Source organism: Pseudomonas sp. P1.31 (assembly GCF_001269815.1).
Classification (GTDB): Bacteria; Pseudomonadota; Gammaproteobacteria; order Pseudomonadales; family Pseudomonadaceae; genus Aquipseudomonas; species Aquipseudomonas rustica.
This window is the reverse complement of sequence record NZ_LHVN01000041.1, coordinates 1-23,106: the sequence shown is the minus strand read 5'-3', so window position 1 is coordinate 23,106 and position 23,106 is coordinate 1. Positions and strand designations below refer to the sequence as shown.

18 protein-coding genes and 1 pseudogene are annotated in these 23,106 nt (G+C 61.4%); 15 read left to right on the top strand and 4 right to left on the bottom strand.

From position 1 onward, the window contains the following. Positions 1-9 precede the first annotated feature (9 nt). The 11 genes from AD669_RS25460 (at position 10) to madM (ending at position 13,889) form a co-directional block, all read left to right on the top strand. A complete protein-coding gene (locus tag AD669_RS25460) occupies positions 10-5,910 on the top strand; it encodes an Hpt domain-containing protein (RefSeq protein ID WP_053124696.1) in 5,901 nt (1,966 codons plus the stop codon). Further along, positions 5,903-6,370 (top strand): chemotaxis protein CheW, encoded by a 468-nt coding sequence (locus tag AD669_RS25455; protein ID WP_053124693.1) that lies wholly within the window; start codon positions 5,903-5,905, stop codon positions 6,368-6,370. Before AD669_RS25460 ends, AD669_RS25455 begins: the two co-directional genes overlap by 8 nt. A 271-nt stretch (positions 6,371-6,641) precedes the next feature. Continuing rightward, a complete protein-coding gene (gene mdcA, locus AD669_RS25450) occupies positions 6,642-8,312 on the top strand; it encodes a malonate decarboxylase subunit alpha (RefSeq protein WP_053124691.1) in 1,671 nt (556 codons plus the stop codon). After that, positions 8,312-9,184 (top strand): triphosphoribosyl-dephospho-CoA synthase, encoded by an 873-nt coding sequence (locus AD669_RS25445; RefSeq protein WP_053124689.1) that lies wholly within the window; start codon positions 8,312-8,314, stop codon positions 9,182-9,184. The genes mdcA and AD669_RS25445 overlap by 1 nt, the downstream gene beginning before the upstream one ends. Next, positions 9,184-9,483: a malonate decarboxylase subunit delta gene (locus AD669_RS25440; protein WP_007913697.1), complete on the top strand. Its 300-nt coding sequence runs from the start codon at positions 9,184-9,186 to the stop codon at positions 9,481-9,483. The genes AD669_RS25445 and AD669_RS25440 overlap by 1 nt, the downstream gene beginning before the upstream one ends. Next, on the top strand, positions 9,476-10,327 hold the full coding sequence (locus tag AD669_RS25435) for a biotin-independent malonate decarboxylase subunit beta (RefSeq protein ID WP_053124687.1): 852 nt from the start codon (positions 9,476-9,478) through the stop codon (positions 10,325-10,327). The genes AD669_RS25440 and AD669_RS25435 overlap by 8 nt, the downstream gene beginning before the upstream one ends. Next, the gene (gene mdcE / locus AD669_RS25430) at positions 10,324-11,109 is read left to right on the top strand and encodes a biotin-independent malonate decarboxylase subunit gamma (RefSeq protein WP_053124685.1); all 786 of its coding nucleotides are present in this window, start codon (positions 10,324-10,326) and stop codon (positions 11,107-11,109) included. The genes AD669_RS25435 and mdcE overlap by 4 nt, the downstream gene beginning before the upstream one ends. After that, positions 11,103-11,723: a malonate decarboxylase holo-ACP synthase gene (locus AD669_RS25425; protein ID WP_053124683.1), complete on the top strand. Its 621-nt coding sequence runs from the start codon at positions 11,103-11,105 to the stop codon at positions 11,721-11,723. Before mdcE ends, AD669_RS25425 begins: the two co-directional genes overlap by 7 nt. Beyond that, positions 11,720-12,640, top strand: coding sequence for a malonate decarboxylase subunit epsilon (mdcH, locus tag AD669_RS25420; protein ID WP_053124681.1), 921 nt, complete (start codon positions 11,720-11,722; stop codon positions 12,638-12,640). Before AD669_RS25425 ends, mdcH begins: the two co-directional genes overlap by 4 nt. A gap of 66 nt (positions 12,641-12,706) precedes the next feature. Further along, complete coding sequence (madL, locus tag AD669_RS25415; protein WP_053124679.1) at positions 12,707-13,123, top strand: malonate transporter subunit MadL; 417 nt, start codon at positions 12,707-12,709, stop codon at positions 13,121-13,123. 1 nt (position 13,124) lies between these two features. Then, positions 13,125-13,889 (top strand): malonate transporter subunit MadM, encoded by a 765-nt coding sequence (gene madM / locus AD669_RS25410; RefSeq protein WP_053124677.1) that lies wholly within the window; start codon positions 13,125-13,127, stop codon positions 13,887-13,889. 114 nt (positions 13,890-14,003) lie between these two features. Here the strand turns inward: madM and AD669_RS25405 are convergent, their stop codons facing one another. Beyond that, a complete protein-coding gene (locus AD669_RS25405) occupies positions 14,004-14,924 on the bottom strand; it encodes a LysR substrate-binding domain-containing protein (RefSeq protein ID WP_053124675.1) in 921 nt (306 codons plus the stop codon). Between the two features lie 208 nt (positions 14,925-15,132). Between AD669_RS25405 and AD669_RS25400 the strand changes: the two genes are divergently transcribed. Then, positions 15,133-15,750, top strand: coding sequence for a hemolysin III family protein (locus AD669_RS25400; RefSeq protein WP_053124673.1), 618 nt, complete (start codon positions 15,133-15,135; stop codon positions 15,748-15,750). A gap of 102 nt (positions 15,751-15,852) precedes the next feature. Here the strand turns inward: AD669_RS25400 and AD669_RS25395 are convergent, their stop codons facing one another. Continuing rightward, entirely contained in the window at positions 15,853-16,764 is a 912-nt protein-coding gene (locus tag AD669_RS25395) for a LysR family transcriptional regulator (protein WP_053124671.1), read from the bottom strand. Positions 16,765-16,872: 108 nt separating this feature from the next. Here AD669_RS25395 and AD669_RS25390 point away from each other — a divergent pair, with 108 nt between their 5' ends. After that, complete coding sequence (locus tag AD669_RS25390) at positions 16,873-18,114, top strand: D-amino acid dehydrogenase (RefSeq protein WP_053124669.1); 1,242 nt, start codon at positions 16,873-16,875, stop codon at positions 18,112-18,114. A 51-nt stretch (positions 18,115-18,165) separates the two neighbouring features. Then, entirely contained in the window at positions 18,166-19,068 is a 903-nt protein-coding gene (locus AD669_RS25385; protein ID WP_053124667.1) for a transporter substrate-binding domain-containing protein, read from the top strand. 81 nt (positions 19,069-19,149) lie between these two features. Here the strand turns inward: AD669_RS25385 and AD669_RS25380 are convergent, their stop codons facing one another. Beyond that, positions 19,150-19,869, bottom strand: coding sequence for a 16S rRNA (uracil(1498)-N(3))-methyltransferase (locus tag AD669_RS25380; protein ID WP_053124665.1), 720 nt, complete (start codon positions 19,867-19,869; stop codon positions 19,150-19,152). A 209-nt stretch (positions 19,870-20,078) separates the two neighbouring features. After that, a complete protein-coding gene (locus AD669_RS25375) occupies positions 20,079-21,485 on the bottom strand; it encodes an adenosylmethionine--8-amino-7-oxononanoate transaminase (RefSeq protein ID WP_053124664.1) in 1,407 nt (468 codons plus the stop codon). Between the two features lie 222 nt (positions 21,486-21,707). On the opposite strand from AD669_RS25375, the pseudogene AD669_RS25370 reads away from it, so the two are divergent. Continuing rightward, positions 21,708-23,106 (top strand): annotated as a pseudogene (locus tag AD669_RS25370) (flavin monoamine oxidase family protein); the annotation flags it as partial.

Sequence of the window (23,106 nt, the reverse complement as noted above, 5' to 3'; positions counted from 1 at the left end):
GGAGTGGTTATGGGTGATCGGCACGACTATGTGGCCCTCGAATGGGTCAAAGGCGAAATTGCCGAAACGCTGAAACAGGCGCATCAGGCGATTGAAGCCGTGCTCGATGATCCACAGGCGTTTCCCGGTCTGGACGAATGTCTGGATTACATCCATCAGGTGCACGGCAGCCTGCAGATGGTCGAGTTCTACGGCGCAGCCTTGCTCGCCGAAGAGATGGAACATCTGGTCGAAGCCCTGCAGCAAGAGCGCGTCAGCCATCGCGACGAAGCGCTGCATTTGTTGCTGCAAGCGCTCGGACAATTGCCGATCTACCTCGACCGCGTGCAAAGCGCCCGGCGTGATTTACCGCTGGTGGTGCTGCCGCTGATCAACGATCTGCGCAGCGCCCGGGGCGAAAGCCTATTGTCAGAAACCAGCCTGTTCAGCCCGCAATTGCCCGAGCTGCCGCCGCTGAGCGCAGAGGCCTTGGCGCTGCTGGAACCGCCAGAGTTGCCGAACGTGCTGCGCAAACTCCGGCAGACACTGCAAATGGCCTTGGTCGGCTTGCTGCGTGAACAGGACGACCAGACCCACCTCGGTTATCTGGCGAAAGTCTTTACTCGCCTCGAAGCGTTAAGCGGCGACACACCGCTGAGTCCATTGTGGCAAGTCGCCTCGGCGCTGGTCGAAGGCATGCGCGAAGGCGTGATCGCCAACAGCCCGGCGCTGCGCAGCCTGTTCAAGGACGCCGACAAAGAGCTAAAGCGTCTGCTCGATCAAGGCATGGCCGGCCTCAACCAGCCGCCACCGCCGGAGCTGCTGAAAAGCCTGTTGTTCTATATTGCCAAAGCCGAACATCCCACCGGGCAGATGCTGACCATGAAAGATCGCTACTCCCTGGACGACGCGCTGCCCGACAGTGCGATGGTCGATGAAGAACGCGCACGCCTCGCTGGCCCCGACCGCGACGCAATGCGCTCGGTGTTGGCGGCATTGTGCGAAGAGCTGGTGCGGGTCAAGGAACGCCTCGACCTGTTCGTGCGCAGCGACCGCCAGCACACTTCGGATCTGGAAAGCCTGCTCGCGCCGCTGCGACAAATCGCCGACACCCTCGCCGTGCTCGGATTCGGTCAGCCGCGCAAAGTCATCATCGATCAATTGGCGGTGGTGCTGAGCCTTGCCCAGGGCCAGCGCGAACCGAACGACGCAATCCTGATGGACGTCGCCGGCGCACTGCTCTACGTCGAGGCGACGCTGGCCGGGATGGTCGGCACCGTCGAGCCGGAAAGCCCGGAAGACGCGCGCCTGCCGACCACCGACCTGACGCAGATTCATCAGATCGTCATCAAGGAAGCGCGCATCTGCCTGCAACAGGCCAAGGACATGATCGTCGACTACATCGACGCCGATTGGGATCGCCAACACCTGCAACCGTTGCCGGCGCTGCTGACTCAAGTGCGTGGTGCACTGGCGATGATTCCGCTGAACCGCGCGGCGAGTCTGGTCGAGGCCTGCAACGGTTTTATCCGCGAACATTTGTTGCTCGATCCGCACGAACCGGGTTGGGAACAACTGGATCATCTGGCCGATGTCATCAGCAGCCTTGAGTATTACCTTGAACGCTTGAGCGACGACCCGCAGGCACCGGGCGAACACCTGCTGGATGTCGCGCATAAATCCCTCGCCAGTCTGGGGTTCTTTCCAAATGAGCCGCATGTTCCCGTGCTCGAGGATGTGCTCAGCCCTAGCGAAGCGTTGGTGATGCAGGACATGCAGGCGCTCGACGATCCGGACATCGTGCAGTCGCTGGCCGACGTGTTGGCCAGCCCGGTGTCAGCGCTCAACCCGCCGGCGCTGATCACCCCCGGCAGTCTGATGCCGCCGCCGGCCGATGAAGAGCCGGTCGACGATGAGCTGCGCGAGGTGTTCCTCGAAGAGACCGATGAAGTCCTCGAAGTCCTCCACGAATACCTGCCGCGCTGGGCTGCCAATCCGCAGGATCGCGATGCGCTGACTGAACTGCGCCGCGCCTTCCACACCTTGAAGGGCAGCGGGCGCATGGTGCGCGCGCTGATCCTCGGTGAACTGGCCTGGTCGGTGGAAAACCTGCTCAATCGCGTGCTCGAACAAAGTGTCGAACCCGGCTCGGTCGTCCAGCAACTGCTGACCGACACGGTGCTGTTACTGCCGGAACTGATCAGCGAATTTGCCATCAACCGCCAGCGTCAGCGCAGCGATGTCGATCAACTCGCCGCCCGCGCGCACGCCTTGGCCAAGGGTGACGAGCCGATGGCCGCTGAAGACGTCGACGATGTCGCGGCGCTTGATCCACTGTTGCTGGAGATCTTCCGCAACGAAGCGGAAACCCACCTCGCCAGCCTCAACCGTTTCCTCGATCAAGCCGCCGAGCATGTGCCGTTGCAAGCCAGCGACGAATTGCAGCGCGCCTTGCACACGCTCAAGGGCAGCGCGTCGATGGCCGGCGTGTTGCCGATTGCCGAACTGGCCGCGCCGCTCGATCAACTGGCCCGCGAATTCAAGGCGCACCAGTTGCCGCTGGATCTCGACGAAGTGGAATTGCTCCTTGAAGCCGAGGGCTTGTTTCGCGTCGGTTTGCGTCAGCTCAAACACGATCCGCTGGCGCCGATTGTCGGCGCGCAGTCGCTGATCAAGCGCACCGATGAACTGCTGGCCGAGCGGCTGGCGTCGATCCTCGATGCGCCGAACACCGGCCTGCGGATCAAGCGCGACCCGCAACTGATCAACAACTTTCTCGCCCAAGGCATGGACATCCTCCTCGACGCCGAAAGCCTGTTGCAGCGCTGGCAGCAGCACCCCGGCGAGCGTCAGGAACTCAGCGCACTGCTGGATGAATTGACCACGCTGGGCGAGGGCGCGCACCTCGCCGATCTGCTGCCGGTCGATGTGTTGTGCGAGGCCTTGCTCGATCTTTACGGCGCCGTCGAAGAAAGCAGTCTGGCGGTCAGCGAGCGGTTTTTTCACGAAGCGCAAAATGCCCACGAAGCGCTGATCAACATGCTCGACGAACTGGCTGCCGGCCAGGAAGTCACCCCGCAGCCTGAGCGGATTCGCGCCCTGCATGATCTGCTCGATGAAAGCCTCGACCCGTCGTCGATGGGCCTGATTCGCAGCGACGGCAGCCGCACCCTGAGCATCCGCGAACTGGGCAGCGCCACCGCCGAACTGCAACAAACGGCCAGCGCTCTTGAAGCGGACGACGAGATCGTCGAGATCTTCCTCGAAGAGGCCGTGGATATTCTCGACAGCGCCGGCCAAGCCTTGCAGCGCTGGCTGAGTGACCCGGACAACAGCGCGCCGTTGTCATCCTTGCAGCGCGATTTGCACACGCTCAAGGGCGGCGCGCGCATGGCTGAAGTCGAGGCCATCGGCGATCTCGCTCAGGAGCTGGAAAGCCTCTACGAAGGCCTGGTCGATCGTCGCTACAACTACAGCGAAACCCTGGGCCGCTTGCTGCTCAAGAGTCACGACCGCTTGGCGCTGTTGCTTGATCAGTTGCAAAACCATCAGCCACTGACGCCGGCGCACGATCTGATTGAAGCGATCCGCCAAGTGCGGCAGGGGCCAGGCATCGCCGAAACGCCGCCAGCCACCGCCGATCATGACAGCGCCAGTCACGATCCGGAGCTGCTGGAGATCTTCCTCGAAGAAGGTTTCGACATCATCGAAAACTCCGGCGCCGCGCTGCTGCGCTGGCAGGCCGAGCCGGGTAATCGACAGGAAATCGAAACCCTGCTGCGCGATCTGCACACCCTCAAGGGTGGCGCGCGGATGGTCGAGATCGGCCCGATCGGCGACCTCGCCCATGAGCTGGAATACCTTTACGAAAGTCTGTCCGCCGGTTCGCTGCAAGCCTCGACCGAACTGTTTGCGCTGGTGCAGCGCGGGCATGACCGACTGGCGCAGATGCTCGATGCGGTGCGTGCGGGGCAACCGTGCCCGCCGGCCGATCGGCTGATCAATGCGATCCAGAATTTCAGTCATCCGGCGACCATTGAAACGCCGCCGGTGCTGCTGCCGGTTGCGGCTAAAACCGAGGCCGCACCGCCGGCGGCCGATGTTGGCGCGGACATGGTCAAGGTTTCCGCCGAACTGCTCGATGAGCTGGTCAACCTGGCCGGGGAAACCTCGATCTTCCGGGGCCGTATCGAGCAGCAGGTCAACGACGCACAGATTGCCCTGAACGAGATGGAAACCACCATCGAACGGATGCGCGATCAGTTGCGCCGTCTCGACACCGAAACCCAGGGACGGATTCTCAGTCGCCAGCAAGCAGATGCCGAACGCCTCGGTTACGAAGAATTCGATCCGCTGGAAATGGATCGCCATTCGCAGTTGCAGCAACTGTCGCGAGCGCTGTTCGAATCCGCCTCTGACTTGCTCGATCTGAAAGAAACCCTCGACCGCCGCAACCACGACGCGGAGAACCTGTTGCAGCAACAGGGCCGTATCAACACCGAGTTGCAGGAAGGCCTGATGCGCACGCGCATGGTGCCGTTCGAGCGCATGTTGCCGCGCCTGAAACGCATCGTCCGTCAGGTCGCCGAAGAGCTGAACAAAGACGTCGCGTTTGTCGTCGGCAACGCTGAAGGCGAGATGGATCGCAACGTGCTCGAACGCATGGCGGCGCCGTTGGAACACATGCTGCGCAACGCCGTCGATCATGGTCTGGAGTCCGCCGAAGTGCGGCTGGCAGCGGGTAAACCGGCGCAAGGGCAGATCAGCCTCGACCTGTCTCGTGAGGGCGGCGACATCGTTTTCGACATCCGCGATGACGGCGCCGGGGTGCCACTGGAAGCGGTGCGCAACAAGGCGATCAAGCGTGGTTTGCTCGCCCCGAATGCCGAGATCAGCGACCGCGACGTGTTGCAGTTCATCCTTCAGCCGGGCTTTTCCACAGCGGAAAAAATTACGCAGATTTCCGGGCGTGGTGTCGGCATGGACGTGGTGCACGAAGAGGTGCGGCAACTCGGCGGCACCATGAGCATCGACTCGGTGCCGGGGCAGGGCGTGCATTTCCGCATTCGTCTGCCGTTCACCGTGTCGGTCAACCGCGCGTTGATGGTGCAGTGTGGCGAGGATCAATACGCGATTCCGCTGAACACCATCGAAGGCATTGTTCGCGTGTTGCCGAATGATCTCGAAGGGCACTTCCGTCAGGATCCGCCGCGCTATCAATACGGCGGCCAGACCTATGAACTGTGCTACCTCGGCGAACTGCTGAAAACTGCGCCACGGCCGAAACTGCTCGGGCAGAACCTGCCATTGCCGGTGCTGCTGGTGCACTACAACGACCGGCATATCGCGGTGCAAGTCGACGTGATGGCGGGTACCCGCGAAATCGTCGTGAAGAGTCTCGGCGCACAATTCTCGGCGCTGCAGGGCGTATCCGGGGCGACGATTCTTGGCGATGGCCGGGTGGTGCTGATTCTCGATCTGCTCGCACCGATCCGGGCGATGCAGGCACGGATAGCGCAGACGCCGACGCTGCCGGAGATCGACAGCGAACCCCAGAAACCGCTGCTGGTGATGGTGGTCGACGACTCGGTCACCGTGCGCAAGGTCACCAGCCGCTTGCTCGAACGCCACGGCATGAACGTGCTGACCGCCAAGGACGGTGTCGATGCGATGCTGCTGCTCGAAGAACACATGCCCGACCTGATGCTGCTCGACATCGAAATGCCGCGCATGGACGGCTTCGAAGTTGCCACCCAGGTGCGCAACGACGAGCGCCTGCAACACCTGCCGATCATCATGATCACCTCGCGCACCGGGCAGAAACACCGGGATCGTGCGATGGCGATTGGCGTCAACGACTACCTCGGCAAGCCGTACCAGGAATCGGTGCTGCTCGAAAGCATTGCCCAATGGAGCAAGAAACATGCATGAGCGCCGGCACAATCAGCGCAGCAGCCAACTGACCGGGCTGCTGTTGCCGTTGGCGGATCGCAATTTGATCCTGCCCAACGTCGCTGTCGCTGAGCTGATCGACTATCAGGCCAGTGCCTTCGATCTGGACACGCCGCCGTGGTATCTGGGCAGGGTGACGTGGCGTGAGCGGCGGATTCCGTTGCTGAGTTTTGAATCGGCGTGTGGGCAGAAAATTGTGATTGGCGAGCGCGCGCGGATCGTGATTTTGAATGCGCTGGGCGGGTTGCCGGAGTTGAAGTTCATTGCGTTGCTGGTGCAGGGGATTCCGCGGTCGTACAAACTTGATAGCCAGTTGAGTTATGTCGACGTGCCGTTGTGTGCGCTGGAGCAGGCGGCGGTGCAGGTCGGGGAGCAGGTGGCTAAGGTGCCGGATTTGTTGGGGCTGGAGCGACTGTTGGTTGAGGCAGATCTGGTTTAACGGCCTGACCCTCACCCCAGCCCTCTCCCGCATGGATTCGGCAAACCGAATGAATTTCTGGCTTGGGAATACGTTCCCCTGTAGGAGCTGCGGCACGCTGCGATTTTTGATGTTGAAGATCAAAAGATTGCAGCCTCGTTTCACTCGACAGCTCCTACAGGGCGTTTCTCAACCATTACTCTGAGCGTAATGATTCACCACCGTGCTTGATTGATGCCCCCACCCCACACGCCTACCTTAGCTCCACGACAGCGAACCCCGTGGAGTGAGCATGACAACAACAATTTCCCCCGACTCGCGCTGGACGCGGCGGCGCGATGAGAAGCAGCGCCGCCTCGACAAGGTGCTCGGGCTGGCCGACGGTGTGGTGTTGCCCACCGACAAGATCGTCGCCGCGCTTGAAGCGCTGATCCATCCCGGCGACCGTGTGGTGCTGGAGGGCAACAACCAGAAGCAGGCGGATTTCCTCTCCCGTTCGCTGGCCAAGGCCAACCCGGAAAAGCTCCACGACCTGCACATGATCATGCCCAGTGTCGGCCGCTCTGAGCATCTGGATCTGTTCGAACGCGGCATCGCCCGCAAGCTTGATTTCTCCTTCGCCGGCACCCAGAGCCTGCGCATCAGCCAGTTGCTGGAAGACGGCCTGCTGGAAGTCGGCGCGATCCACACTTACATCGAACTCTACGCCCGGCTGGTGGTGGACCTGATCCCCAACGTCGTGCTCTCCGCCGGGTTCATGGCCGACCGCGCCGGCAACATCTACACCGGCCCGAGCACCGAAGACACCCCGGCACTGATCGAACCGGCGGCGTTCAGCGACGGCATTGTCATCGTTCAGGTCAACCAATTGGTCGACGACGTCAGCGAACTGCCTCGCGTAGATATTCCTGCGTCATGGGTCGATTTCGTCGTGGTGGCCGACAAGCCGTTCTACATCGAACCGCTGTTCACCCGCGACCCACGGCACATCAAGCCTGTGCACGTGTTGATGGCGATGATGGCGATTCGCGGGATCTACGAAAAACACAACGTGCAGTCGCTCAACCACGGCATCGGTTTCAACACCGCTGCCATCGAGCTGATCCTGCCAACCTACGGCGAATCCCTCGGCCTCAAAGGCAAGATCTGCCGCAACTGGACGCTCAATCCGCATCCGACGCTGATCCCGGCGATCGAGAGCGGCTGGGTCGAAAGCGTGCATTGCTTCGGCACCGAACTGGGCATGGAAAACTACATCGCCGCGCGCCCCGACGTGTTCTTCACCGGTCGCGACGGCTCGCTGCGTTCCAACCGGATGTTCTGCCAACTCGCCGGGCAATACGCGGTGGATCTGTTTATCGGCGCGACGTTGCAGGTCGATGGCGATGGCCATTCCTCGACCGTCACCCGAGGCCGCCTCGCCGGTTTCGGTGGTGCGCCGAACATGGGCCACGACCCGCGCGGTCGGCGTCACGGCACCCCGGCGTGGCTGGACATGCGCCACGACGACTCGCAGCAACCGATGCTCGAACGCGGCAAAAAACTCGTGGTGCAAATGGTCGAGACCTTCCAGGAGGGCGGCAAACCGACCTTCGTTGAAACCCTCGACGCGGTAGAAGTGGCGAAGAAAAGCGGCATGCCGCTGGCACCGATCATGATCTACGGCGACGACGTCACCCACCTGCTCACCGAAGAAGGCATCGCCTACCTGTACAAGGCGCGCTCGCTGGAAGAGCGCCAGGCAATGATCGCCGCCGTCGCGGGTGTCACCGCCATCGGCCTGCGCCACAACCCGAAAGACACCGAACGTATGCGCCGCGAAGGCCTTATCGCCTTGCCCGAAGACCTCGGCATCCGCCGCACCGACGCCACTCGCGAATTGCTCGCGGCGAAAAGCGTGGCCGATCTGGTCGAGTGGTCCGGCGGCTTGTACAACCCGCCCGCGAAATTCAGGAGCTGGTAATGCACGCATTTAACCTGCAAGCGAAACCGCTGTCCCTGGCTGATCGATTGGCCGATCTGGCGGTGGACGCGTTGATCGACGAAGCCGATCTGTCGCCGAAACCGGCACTGGTCGACCGTCGCGGCAACGGCGCGCACACCGATCTGCACTTGGGTCTGATGCACGCTTCGGCGCTGTCGTTGTGGCCGGCGTTCAAGGAAATGGCTGAAGCGGCGGTTGCAATCGGTGAAGTCGATTCAACGTTGCGCGAAGCGATTGGCCGTATCGGGCGCGAAGGCGAACAAGCGATGCTCACCACCACCAACGGCGTGAACACGCATCGTGGGGCGATCTGGGCCTTGGGATTATTGCTGACCGCCGCTGCGCTGAAACCACAATCATCCAGCGCTAACGCCGTGACCCTACGCGCCGCACGTCTGGCCTTGCTGGACGATCGCCACGCACCCAAACCCCTAAGCCACGGCGCCCAAGTCGCTCTGCGTTACGGCGCACGCGGCGCTCGCGAAGAAGCACAACTCGGCTTCCCTTCGGTGTTGCAACGCGGTCTGCCACAACTCAAACGCAGCCGCGCCAACGCCAGCGGCGAACAGAACGCCCGGCTCGACGCCTTGCTCGCAATCATGACCAATCTGGCCGACACCTGCGTGCTCTACCGCGCCGGCGAAGAGGGTTTGCAGGCCATGCAACTCGGCGCGCAAGCGGTGCTCGACGCCGGTGGCAGCGCCAGCCTCAGCGGTCGCCGCCGGCTGCACGAACTGGATCAACAACTCATCGCATTGAATGCCTCGCCCGGTGGCGCCGCCGACTTGCTCGCCGCCACGCTGCTGCTCGACCGTATCGAGCACAACGGCATCCTTCAGGGAGCGTTTTGATGGAAACCCTATCGTTTGAATTCCCCGCCGGGCAGCCGCCACGCGGTCGCGCGCTGGTCGGTTGTGTCGGCTCCGGTGATCTGGAAGTGCTGATCGAACCGGGCCTGGCCGGCAAGCTGACGATCAATGTGCAGACCTCGGTCAACGGCGCACAGCTGCGCTGGCAGCATCTGTTTGCGCGGATGTTCGACGGCACCACGCCGCCAGCAATGGCCATCGATATCCACGACTTCGGCGCGACGCCGGGGGTGGTGCGTTTGCGACTGGAACAAGGTTTCGAGGAGATCGGCCATGACTGACAGCGCCGCGTTGCTCAACAAACACAGCTTCGTCGAACTCGGCGCGCGGCAACGGGCGAAAGCCTTGCTCGATGCCGGCAGTTTTCGCGAATTGCTTGATCCGTTTCAACGGGTGATGTCGCCGTGGCTTGAACGTCAGGGCGTGGTGCCGCAGGCCGATGACGGTGTGGTGATCGCCAAGGGCAGCCTCGACGGGTTGCCGGTGGTGATTGCCGCGATTGAAGGCGCGTTTCAGGGTGGCAGCCTTGGCGAAGTCGGCGGGGCGAAGATTGCCGGCGCGCTGGAACTGGCGGCTGAAGACAACCGCAAAGGCATTCCGACCCGCGCGGTGTTGCTGCTGGAAACCGGTGGCGTGCGCTTGCAGGAAGCCAATCTCGGGCTGGCGGCGATTGCCGATATTCATGCGGCGATTGTCGATTTGCAGCAGTACCAACCGGTGGTCGGTGTGGTCGCCGGCAGCGTTGGGTGTTTCGGCGGCATGTCGATTGCGGCGGCGCTGTGCAGCTATTTGCTGGTGACTCAGGAAGCGCGCCTCGGTTTGAACGGCCCGCAGGTTATTGAACAGGAAGCCGGGATTGAGGAATACGACTCCCGCGACCGGCCGTTCATCTGGAGCCTGACTGGCGGCGAGCAGCGGTTTGCCAGTGGTCTGGTCGATCGTTATGTCGCCGATGACGTGGCGAAGATTCGTCAGCAGGTGGGTGAATTACTGCAGCAGGGTTTGCCGGCACAGCCACGCAGCCAGCGCGCCGAGTGGTTTCTGCAACGCCTCGGCAATCTGAACACTGACCCGCAAATCGAACCGTCGGTGGTTCGCGATCTGTATCAAGGAGAGCGCTCATGAGCGGCTATTCATTGCGCGGTTTGAACTGGTTCAACGCCTTGAGCGCGGGCGCTAGAAGTGTCGAAGGACTGCCGCCATCGTTGAGGGTTGCTGACGGTGAACTGGGGCGTTTTATCGCTGTGGTCGCTGACCCGGACAATCGTTTTTCTCGCGCTCGCAATGGCGAAGTCGGCTTGCTCGAAGGTTGGGGTTTGGCCAAGGCTGTGGATGACGCGATCACGGCTGACCGCGATAAAGCGCAGAAGCGCCCGATCATCGCCATCGTCGATGTGCCGAGCCAGGCTTATGGTCGCCGCGAAGAAGCGCTCGGCATTCATCAGGCGCTGGCCGGTGCGGCGGACAGTTATGCCCGTGCGCGTCTGGCCGGGCATCCGGTGATTGCGTTGTTGGTGGGCAAGGCGATGTCCGGGGCGTTTCTGGCTCATGGTTATCAGGCCAATCGTTTGATTGCGCTGCGTGATCCGGGCGTGATGGTGCATGCGATGGGCAAGGCGTCGGCGGCGCGGGTGACCTTGCGCAGTGTTGAAGAACTGGAAGCGCTGGCCGCCAGTGTGCCGCCGATGGCTTATGACATCGACAGTTACGCGAGTCTCGGATTGCTCTGGGAAACCTTGTCGGTGCAGCAGATTGAACAGCCAACGGCGGAGGATCTATCAAGGGTCAACGAGTGCCTCAAACAAGCCATCGGTGATATCACCGGTGTTGACTTGAGCAATCGTCTCGGCGCAAAAAATCGTGCTGCCTCCAGCCGTGTGCGCGAACTGTTGAGGGCGCAGTGGTGAGCAGCCCTCTGGCCCACGATCTGCTTTGGGGTATGACTCCAGCGCAGCTGCCGGCGGATGTGCCGCTGTGGGCCGTCGAGTCGCTGGCCGCCGGGCAACCGGTGGTGGTGCGGCGGGCGCTGAGCGATGAGGGTTGTATCGCGGTCGGCGTGCGCGGTGTGTTGCGCGAGCAGCGCTTGGCGGCGTTTATGGCGGTCGATTCGATTGCCTGTCGCGTCAGTCCCGAAGCGCTGTGTCAGGTCGACAGCGAGCGCGATCTGCCAGTCATGCAGGCGCTCAAACAACTGCGGCCGATGCTCGACGATTGCGGTTGGGTCTGGGGAGTCAGCGGCAGTGTCGGGTTTGAATTGGCCAGTGGTTTTACCGCGATGCACGCGGCCAGCGATCTCGATTTGATTCTGCGGACACCGCAGATGATCACGCGTAATCAGGCACGCAAGTTCGTTGAGCTTTTCGATCAAGCCGCGTGCCGGATCGACATGCAATTGCAGACGCCATTCGGTGCTGTGGCGTTGCGTGAGTGGGCCGGCGGCTCGGCGCGCGTGCTGCTGAAAAACGCTCATCAGGCCTGTCTGGTGATTGATCCGTGGAACCCGCAGGAGCAGGCAGCGTGAGCAGCTTGTTGGTATTCCCCGGCCAGGGCGCGCAGCAGGCGGGCATGCTTCAACGTTTGCCTCGGGAAACGCTGGTCGAGGCCAGTGATGTGCTTGGTGAAGATGTTTTGCTACTCGATTCTGCTCAGGCGCTGCGCACGACAAGAGCGGTTCAACTCTGCCTGCTGATCGCTGGTGTCGCGGCTTCACGGCAGTTGTTGCAGGACGGACTCACGGCGGATTACGTCGGCGGTCTGTCCATCGGCGCTTATCCCGCAGCGGTGGTTGCGGGCGCATTGAGCTTCAGCGATGCGTTGCATCTGGTCAGCCTGCGCGGTGAGTTGATGCAACAGGCTTATCCACAGGGCTACGGCATGACCGCGATCATCGGCCTGCAATTATCCACAGTCGAAACGCTGCTGGCGCAAGTACACAGCGAGGATTCGCCGGTGTATCTGGCCAACATCAACGCCGACAACCAAGTGGTGATTGCTGGCAGTGACGAGGCGATGCAAGCGGTCGCGGAACTGGCGCGCAGTAGTGGCGCTGGTCTGGCAAAACGTCTGGCGGTGAGCGTGCCGTCGCACTGTCCGCTGCTGGAGAAACCGGCGCAAACCCTCGCTGAGGCCTTCGCCAAAGTCGAGTTGAAGACACCGCAGATCGCCTACCTGAGCGGCAGCCGCGCACGTCCTGTGAGCAAAGTAGAAGCGCTGCGCGACGACCTCGCCTTCAACATGTGCCGCGTGGTGGATTGGCGCGGCACCGTGCAAAGCGCTTTCGAGCGAGGCGTACGGCTACAGATCGAATTACCACCCGGTGCGGTACTCACCGGACTGGCGCGCCGGGTGTTTGAACAAGGCACCGTGACGGCCTTCGACAGCGCTCGCCTCGACACCCTGCAAGCGCTGCTGCGTGAGGAGGGTAGCCGCCAACCCTAAACCGCCGCGACTCAAGCTTCGAACAACAAAAACAACATTCGACGATGCACTTTGAGGACTACAACAATGATTATTTACGGTGTGGCGCTGCTCGCGATCTGTACGCTGGCAGGGGTGATCATGGGTGACATGCTCGGCGCGTTGTTGGGCGTCAAATCCAACGTCGGCGGGGTCGGCATCGCCATGATCCTGCTGATCTGCGCGCGCTTGTGGATGCAGAAACGCGGCGGCATGACCAAGGATTGCGAGATGGGCGTCGGCTTCTGGGGCGCCATGTACATTCCGGTGGTGGTGGCGATGGCCGCGCAACAGAACGTCGTCACCGCGCTGCATGGCGGCACGGTGGCGGTGCTGGCCGCGATTGGTTCGGTGGTGGTCTGCGGCTGCACGATTGCCTTGATCAGCCGCACCCACAAAGGTGAACCGTTGCCTGACGAACCGCTGGAAATCTCCCCGGTCGGCACGCCAGTAGGGGGTCGCTGATATGTGGGATCTCATCGAAAAAGGTCTGGAACACAACGGTCTGGTCACTGCATTCGCTTTTGTTGGCGTGATCATGTGGGTGTCGGTGGTGCTCTCCAAACGCCTGACGTTCGGACGCATTCACGGCTCGGCGATTGCCATCGTTATCGGCCTGGTATTGGCGTGGGTCGGCGGCACCATGACTGGCGGGCAGAAAGGCCTGGCGGACCTGACGTTGTTCTCCGGTATCGGCCTGATGGGCGGGGCAATGCTGCGTGACTTTGCGATTGTGGCCACGGCGTTTGAAGTGCAGGCGACCGAGGCGAAAAAGGCCGGGTTGATCGGTGTGGTCGCGCTGTTGCTGGGCACGATTCTGCCGTTCATTGTTGGCGCGTGTATGGCTTGGGTATTTGGATATCGTGATGCGGTGAGCATGACCACCATTGGTGCGGGCGCGGTGACTTATATTGTCGGGCCGGTGACGGGTGCGGCGATTGGTGCGACGTCGGATGTGATGGCGTTGTCGATTGCGACCGGGTTGATCAAGGCGATTCTGGTGATGGTCGGTACGCCGGTGGCGGCGCGCTGGATGGGGCTGGATAACCCGCGTTCGGCGATGGTGTTTGGTGGCTTGGCCGGGACTGTCAGCGGCGTTACAGCTGGGCTGGCGGCGACGGATCGGCGGTTGGTGCCTTATGGCGCGTTGACGGCGACGTTCCATACCGGGCTGGGGTGCTTGCTGGGGCCATCGCTGTTGTTCTTCATTGTTCGCGGGATTGTGGGCTGAGCCTCTAACTGATCGTTCCCACGCTCTGCGTGGGAATGCAGCCCGGGACGCTCTGCGTCCCAAAGCGGACGCGGAGCGTCCATTGAGGCATTCCCACGCGGAGCATGGGAACGATCATGGGGTGATCTGCCGATTCGCATACATCCGACACTCCGCCAACAACGCCAGCAAATTCGGATCGCGCTCCTTGGCCTTCAAAAACACCACCCCGATGTGCTGCTGCAACCGGTACTTCGCCTGCAACGGAATCAGCTTCACCCGGTTCTCATACACCGCTGCAATCCGCCCCGGCAGCAACGCATAACCCACCCCCGAACTGACCATGCTTAACAGCGTGAAAATGTCATTCACCTGCATTGCCACTTTCGGCTCGAACCCCGCCTGCTTGAAAACCCGGTTGCCGTCCTGATGCGTGGCAAAGCCCTGGGTCAGGGTGATGAACGTTTCATCACGCACTTCCGCCAGATCGACTTCACTGCGCTGAGCAAACTTTGAATCCGCCGGGGTGGCGAGGAAGATGTCGTCGGAGAACAGCGCAATCTGCTCGCAGTCCGGGTCGTTGATGCTGTCGTCCAGCGACACCAGAATCGCGTCGACTTCCATGTTTTTCAGCTTGTAGAGCAGGTCGATGTTCGAGCCGAGGATCAGGTCGATGTTGAGTTCGCTGCGGCGGATTTTCAGGCCCATGATCAGTTGCGGCACGGTTTTTACCGTCAGCGAATACAGGGAGCCGAGTTTGAAACGTTCGGCGGAGAATCCGGCAGCTTCGCGGGTCAGGCGTACGCTTTCTACCACGTCGTTGATTAACTTCTGCGCGCGTTCTTCGAGGACGTAAGCGCTTTCCAGCGGCGTCAGGTTGCGGCCTTCGTGTTTGAACAACGGGCAGCGCAAGGCACTTTCCAGCGAATGAATGGCGCGGTGCACGCTGACGTTGCTGGTCTGCAGCTCGGCCGCAGCACGGGCGAGGTTGCCGGTGCGCATGAAAGCGAGGAACACCTCGAGTTTTTTCAGGGTCAACTCTTCGTCGATCAGCATGGCGCGGACTCTTTTTGGTATCGGCCGATTGTGCACGGAAGATCAAAAGATCGCAGCCTTCGGCAGCTCCTACATTGGAATGCGATCACCTGTAGGAGCTGCCGAAGGCTGCGATCTTTTGATCTTGGCTTTGAACAGAAACATTGCGCTTTTACGCTCAAGGCCCGAGCCTTGCGCGCTGCGGTAATGAATGTGAGGTGAGCAATACATGTATCACGGAGAACGATTGAACGCCTGGACCCATCTGGTCGGGGCGGTGGCAGCATTTGTGGGTGGCGTGTGGATGTTGGTGATCGCCTGCCTCGACGGCAGCCCGTGGAAGATTGTCAGTGTGGCGATTTACGCGTTCACCTTGCTGGTGCTCTACAGCGCCTCGACCGTGTACCACAGCGTGCGCGGGCGCAAGAAAGCGATCATGAAGAAGGTCGATCACTTTTCGATCTACCTGTTGATCGCCGGCAGTTACACGCCATTCTGCCTGGTAACCCTGCGCGGGCCGTGGGGCTGGACGTTGTTCGGGATTGTCTGGGGGCTGGCGCTGATCGGCATTCTGCAAGAGATCAAACCGCGTTCGGAGGCGCGGATTCTGTCGATCGTGATTTACGCGGTGATGGGCTGGATTGTGTTGGTAGCGGTGAAGCCTTTGATTGCGGCGCTGGGTACGACCGGGTTTGCCTGGCTGGCGTCGGGCGGGGTTTTGTACACGGTGGGGATTATTTTTTTTGCCCTTGATCATCGCTTGCGGCATGCGCACGGGATCTGGCATTTGTTCGTGATCGCCGGGAGTCTGCTGCACTTTGTGGCGATTATGTTTTATGTCCTTTAGGCACGCCACCATCCCCCTGTAGGAGTGAGCCTGCTCGCGATAGCGTCAGGTCAGGCGACAGAGTTTTAGGCTGATCCACCGCCATCGCGAGCAGGCTCACTCCTACAGGGGAACGAGTTCATCCAGTTGCTTTTGCGCACGATCGCTGAAGATTTTCAGCAGATCGTTGAGGGTATGCGGCGGTGGTTCGCTGGCGCGGGTCACGGCGTATAGCGTGATCGGCAACGGCGGGGCCAACGGGCGAATCGTGGTGGTCGCCGATGACGCGCCCAGCGCAGTAAACGGATCAATCACCGCCACCCCCGCACCGGATTCCACCATCGCCCGCGCCAGTGAATACGTCTGCACGGCAATCCGCACCAACGGCGGCGGTTCGACCGCTTCCAGGTAACTGTCGAGCCGCGCCGCCAACGGATCGGCACTCGACAAACCAATCAACGACGCCCCCGCCAGCGCCATCAACGGCAACGGTTTTCCTGCCTCTTCAACCGGCCAGAAATCCTTCGGCGCCAATGCCACCAACACCCCAGACGCCAGCGCTTGCGCCTTCAATCCCGGGTGATCGGGCAACTGCAACGTCAGCGCGACATCCACTTCACGCATCAACAAATTCTGCATCAGCTCGCGGCTGTGTGCGCTGGACAGTTCGCAGGCGATGTCCGGGTAGCGCGTTGTCCACTGATGAATCGCCGGCGGCAGCAGCGACAAGGCCAGCGCCGGCGTCGCGCCGATGCGCAAACTGTGTCCCGGCTCGCGACGCAGACTCTGCGCCAGACGCCGCACGCCTTGCAGGCTTTCCGTGACCTTGTCGACTTCGCGCTCCAGCTCCAGCGCTTCCGGGGTCGCCTGCAACTTGCCACGCACGCGCAGGAACAACGGAAACCCCAGTTGCTGTTCAGCGTGCTGCAACACCTTGCTCACCGCCGGTTGCGAGACGTGCAGCAACTGCGCGGCGCCGCTGACCGAGCCGGTCTGGCGAATGGCCTGGAAAATCTCGATGTGACGTAGACGCATGGCGAGTCCATAACCTTTGTTTATGGTTCAGGCATCTTTATTCATTGTCCGGCGGCTGTCACCTGGCTCTAACCTCGGATGCGTATTTAGCAGAATTCAGAGGCAGCGATGGCTCAGCGTGTGTGCATCATCGGCGGTGGCGTGATCGGTCTGGCAACGGCGTATGCGCTGGTGCGCGACGGTTTTGAGGTGACGGTGATCGAGGCGCGGGATTCCCTCGGCAGCGAGACCAGTTTTGCCAACGGCGGCCAGTTGTCCTATCGCTACGTCGCGCCGCTGGCCGATGCCGGGGTGCCGGTGCAGGCGATTGGCTGGATGCTGCGCGGCGACTCACCGCTCAAGCTGCGTCCGCGTCTGGATCCTGCGCAGTGGCGCTGGATGGCGGCGTTTCTCGCCGCCTGCCGCACCTCGGTCAACCGTGAAAATGCCGCGCATCTGCTGCGTTTGGCGCTGTTCAGTCAGAGCACGCTGAAGCGCTGGCGCGAGGACGATGGGCTGGACGGATTTCACTGGCGGCGCAACGGCAAACTGGTGACCTTCCGCAATGCCGGCAGTTTTGAGCATGCACGCAAAGGTCTGGCCGATCCGCAGCAACAGCAGGTGTTGTCCGCCAGCGAATGCGCGCAACTGGAACCGGCGCTGGCCGATGCGCCGTTCGTGGGTGCGATCTATACGCCGGACGAAGAGGTCGGCGATTGCCACGGTTTCTGTCAGCAACTGGCGGCGCGATTGAAGGCGTCCGGGCGTTGCGAGTTTCGCCTCGGCCAAGCGGTGACCGCGATTCGGCACAGTAACGGCGCGGTCACCGCTATCGAGTTGGGCGGTGAAACGCTGCCCGTCGAGCAACTGGTGATCGCCGCCGGCCATCGCAGTTCATTGCTGGCGCTGCCCGGTTTGCGTTTGCCGCTGTATCCGTTGAAGGGCTACAGCCTGACCGTGCCGATCGGCAGCGAGCACCGCGCGCCGGACGTGAGCATCACCGACTACGACCGCAAGATCGTCTACGCGCGCATCGGCGAACAGCTGCGCGTGGCGGCGATGGTGGATATTGTCGGCTTCGATCCGGCGGTCGATCCGCAGCGATTGGCGCTGATCAAACGTCAGGCCCGCGACACTTTTCCCGAGGCCGGAAACTACGACGCCGCAACCGAGTGGGCTGGTATGCGCCCGGCGACTCCAACCGGTGTGCCTCTTTTGGGCGCCACGGCCTATCGCAATCTGTGGCTGAATCTCGGTCACGGTGCGCTCGGTTTTACCCTCGCGTGCGGCAGCGGGCAGTTGCTCCGCGAGCTGATCGGCCTACAACACACGTCGATTGATCTGCACGGTTTCAATCCCCGTGCGGCTTGATTGATCAACGCTTTACCGTTCAAACAACCACACCGACAACGGAGAATAACAATGCAAAAAATCACGTTGCTTGCCTGTACGTTGGGACTGCTGATCGGCAGTCAGGCCCACGCCAATGAGGCGCCGCTGACCGGCACGCTCGGCAAGATCGCCAGCGCCAACAGCATCACGCTGGGCTATCGCGATGCCTCGGTGCCGTTCTCTTACGTGGGCGACAACACTGGCAAACCGATGGGTTATTCGGTGGATCTGGCCGGCAGGATTGTCGAGCGCATTCAGCAGCAACTGGCGCGGCCGGATTTGAAAGTGAAGTACAACCTCGTCACTTCGCAGACACGGATTCCGCTGGTGCAGAACGGCACGGTCGACCTTGAGTGCGGCTCCACCGGCGTCACCGCCGAGCGGCAGAAACAGGTGTCGTTTTCCTATGGGTTCATTTACGTCAAAGGCCAGTTGCTGACGGCCAAGGACAGCGGCATCAAAAGCTTCGACGACCTGCGCGGCAAGAACGTGGTGACCACGGCGGGCACGACCAACGAGCGCTACCTGAAGAGCTACAACCACGATCACAAACTCGATATGTCAGTGATCAGCGCCAAGGATCATGGCGAGGCGTTCCAGATGCTCGAGTCGGGACGTGCAGCGGCGTTCTATATGGACGACGCGCTGCTCTACGGCGAGCGGGCCAAGGCGCGCGATCCGCATAACTGGGTGGTGGTGGGGGAGGAGCAGTCGCGGGAAATCTACAGCTGCATGGTGCGCAAGGATGATCCGCAGTTTCTGGCGCTGGTGAATGGCGCGTTGGCGGATCTGTATCGTTCGGGGGAGATCAACGGGATTTATCAGCGCTGGTTTGAACAGCCGATTCCGCCGAAGGGGTTGAACCTGGAGTTTCCGATGACCAGCGAGTTGAAGGCGATTATTGCCAAGCCTGTAAGTGATCCGGTTCAGTAAAATCAAAAGATCGCAGCCTGCGGCAGCTCCTACAGGGGAATACTGTGTACGAGCTGCCGAAGGCTGCGATCTTTTAAGGCCCTAAAAATCACCCCATAACTGCTGAGCCACCGCCAGTGCAACCACTGGCGCAGTCTCGGTGCGCAATACCCGAGGCCCAAGCCGGGCCGCATGGAAACCGTTGCCCTTGGCCTGCTCAACCTCAGCATCCGTCAACCCGCCCTCAGGCCCGATCAGAAACGCCAGCGTCGCCGGTTTGGCATGACTCACCAACGGCTCCGCCACCGGGTGCAGCACCAGTTTCAACTCGGCTTCGGTCTGCTTGATCCAGTCCGCCAGCAACACCGGCGGATGAATCACCGGCACTCGCGAACGACCACATTGTTCACACGCACTGATCGCCACCTGACGCCAGTGCAGCAGGCGTTTGTCGGCGCGTTCGTCCTTGAGGCGGACTTCGCAGCGGTCGCTGAAGATCGGCGTGATTTCATTCACGCCCAGCTCGGTGGCTTTCTGAATCGCCCAATCCATGCGCTCGCCACGGGACAGACCCTGACCGAGGTGGATGTGCAGCGGCGATTCAACCTGACCGGCGAACTGCTCGTTGATCTGCACGGTCACGCGTTTCTTGCCGACGTCCAGCAGGACGCCGCGAAACTCATGGCCGGAACCGTCGAACATCTGCACCGCATCGCCCTCGGCCATGCGCAGCACGCGGCTGATGTAATGCGCCTGGGCCTCCGGCAATTCGTGTTCGCCGGTGCTCAGGGGGGCGTCGATAAAGAAGCGGGACAGTCTCATTTCGGGTCTCTAAAAAATTGGCGCGTAGTCACTGTAGTGAAGAGCTTCTGTGGCGAGGGGATTTATCCCCGATCGGCTGCGCAGCAGTCGTGAAATCAGAGAATGCGATCATTCTGGTTCACCGCGATTGCTGATTTTAGGGCGGCTTCGCCGCCCATCGGGGATAAATCCCCTCGCCACAGGGTTCTTTTCAAACCTTTAGATGGCAATCAACCCGGATCGCGGAAGCCGGGGTGGAAGTCTTTTGGCACGGCGACGCTGACGCTGTCACGCGTAGCAATGTCGATGCCTTCGCTGGCGACTTCGGCGAGGAAGTCGATCTGCTCCGGGGTGATCACGTACGGCGGCAGGAAATACACCACGCTGCCCAGCGGTCGCAGCAACGCGCCGCGTTCCAGCGCATGCTGGAACACTTTCAAACCACGACGCTCCTGCCAAGGGTAGGCCTCTTTCGTAGCCTTATCCTTGACCATCTCGATGGCCAGCACCATGCCGGTCTGGCGCACTTCGGAGACGTTCGGGTGATCGACCAGATGCGCCGTGGCCGAGGCCATGCGCTGCGCGAGGGCCTTGTTGTTCTCGATGACGTTGTCGTGCTCGAAGATATCCAGCGTCGCCAGTGCCGCCGCGCACGCCAGCGGGTTGCCGGTGTAGCTGTGCGAATGGAGGAAGGCACGCAGGGTTGGATAGTCGTCGTAAAACGCGCTGTAGACCTCATCGGTGGTCAGGCACGCCGCCAGCGGCAGATAGCCGCCGGTCAGCGCTTTCGACAGGCAGAGGAAGTCCGGGCGAATGCCGGCCTGTTCACAGGCAAACATCGTCCCGGTGCGACCGAAACCAACGGCGATTTCGTCGAGAATCAAATGCACGCCGTAGCGATCGCAGGACTCACGCAGCAGCTTGAGATACACCGGGTGATACATGCGCATGCCGCCAGCGCCCTGAATCAGCGGCTCGACGATCACTGCCGCGACGCTGTCATGATTCTCTGCCAGTGTCTGTTCCATGGCGGCGAACATGTTGCGCGAATGTTCTTCCCAGCTCATGCCGTCGGGGCGCCCGTAGCAATCCGGGCTCGGCACTTTGATGGTGTCCATCAATAGCGCTTTGTATGTCTCAGTGAACAGCGGCACGTCGCCGACCGCCATCGCTGCCATGGTTTCGCCGTGGTAGCTGTTGGTCAGGGTGACGAAGCGCTTTTTGTTCGGATGGCCGCGATTGAGCCAGTAGTGGAAGCTCATTTTCAGCGCGACTTCGATGCAGGACGAACCGTTATCGGCGTAGAACACCCGGTTCAGGCCTTGCGGCGTCATCTTTACCAGACGCTCGGACAGCTCGATCACCGGTTGATGGCTGAAACCGGCGAGAATCACGTGCTCCAGTTGATCGACCTGATCCTTGATGCGCTGGTTGATCCGCGGGTTGGCGTGGCCGAATACGTTGACCCACCACGAGCTGACCGCATCGAGGTAGCGCTTGCCTTCGAAGTCTTCGAGCCACACGCCTTCACCGCGCTTGATCGGGATCAGCGGCAGCTGTTCGTGGTCTTTCATCTGGGTGCAGGGATGCCACAACACCGCGAGGTCGCGTTGCATCCACTGGTTATTCAGGCCCATTTACAGTCTCCTCGAGGCGGCTCGCGTCAGGCGCGGGCAAACAATCGCGCAAGCCTATGCAATGCGTCGCGCGGGAACAACCCATTGTGTCGATTGAGCTACTTTGTATGAGCCGATAGACGTCGCTGGCGGCGTTTTGATGGCTAACGTATTCTTCGCGGTTCTTTGGGTCGTCTGACCCGCACAACTGCTTTTTTCTGTGGTATTTCCGGAGTTCGCTGAATGTCTGTCGGTTGGCTGCGCGCCTGTGCGCTGGTGATGTTGGGGCTGTTCAGCGTTACGGCGCTGGCCAAGGATAAAACTGCAATCGTGATCGGCGGCGGCCTGTCGGGTCTGACCGCTGCTTACGAACTGCAAAACAAGGGCTGGCAGGTCACGCTGCTGGAAGCCAAACCGAGCATGGGCGGGCGCTCGGGCATGGCCACCAGCGAGTGGATCGGCAACGACAAGACGCAGCCGGTGCTGAACAAGTACGTGTCGACGTTCAAGCTGGGCACCACGCCCGCGCCGGAATTCGTGCGTACGCCGAGTTATCTGATCGACGGCGAGTATTTCTCCGCCGCTGATCTGGCAACCAAGCAACCGGCCACCGCCGAAGCGATCAAGCGTTACGAGAAAACCGTCGATGACCTGGCGCGTTCGATCGATGATCCGCAGAACCCGGCCGCGACCAACACCCTGCACGCGCTGGACCAGATCACCGTGGCAAGCTGGCTCGACCGGCAGAACCTGCCGGCCACTGCGCGGCAGTTGATCAACCAGGACATCCGCACTCACTACGACGAACCTTCGCGTCTGTCGCTGCTGTACTTCGCGCAGCAGAACCGCGTTTATCGCGGCGTTTCCGACCGTGACCTGCGTGCTTCGCGTCTGGTCGGCGGCAGCCAGGTGCTGGCGCAGGCGTTCGTCAAACAGATCAAAACCATCAAGACCAACTCGCCGGTATCGGCGATCGTTCAGGACAAGGACGGCGTGACCGTCAAAGTCGGCAGCGTTGGTTATCAGGCTGACTACGTCGTGTTGGCCGTGCCGCTGCGTGCGCTGAACAAGATTGCCCTGACGCCGGCGCTGGACGCCCAGCACATGGCCGCGATCAAAGGCACCAACTACGGCTGGCGCGACCAGATCATGCTGAAGTTCAAGACGCCAGTGTGGGAACCGAAGGCGCGCATGTCCGGCGAGATCTACAGCAACACCGGTCTCGGCATGCTCTGGATCGAGCCTGCGCTGAAGGGCGGCGCCAACGTGGTGATCAACCTGTCCGGCGACAATGCCCGCGTGATGCAGGCGTTCGGCGACAAGCAGATGGTCGATCAAGTGCTGATCCGTTTGCACGCGTTTTATCCACAGGCCCGTGGCTCGTTCACCGGTTATGAAATCCGTCGCTACAGCACCGACCCGTCGATGGGCGGCGCGTACCTGGCTTACGGCCCGGGCCAGATCAGCAAGTTCTGGCGCCTGTGGGAACGTCCGCTGCAACGCGTAGGGTGAGCTGGCGAAAAAAGAAACAAATTGGACCCGGGCACGCTGGAAGGCGCACTGCGCGCCGGTCAGCGTGCGGCCAGTCAGGTTGAAGATCTGGCGGCGGGCAAATCCTTTGAGCCATGGAAATTGGTGCCGG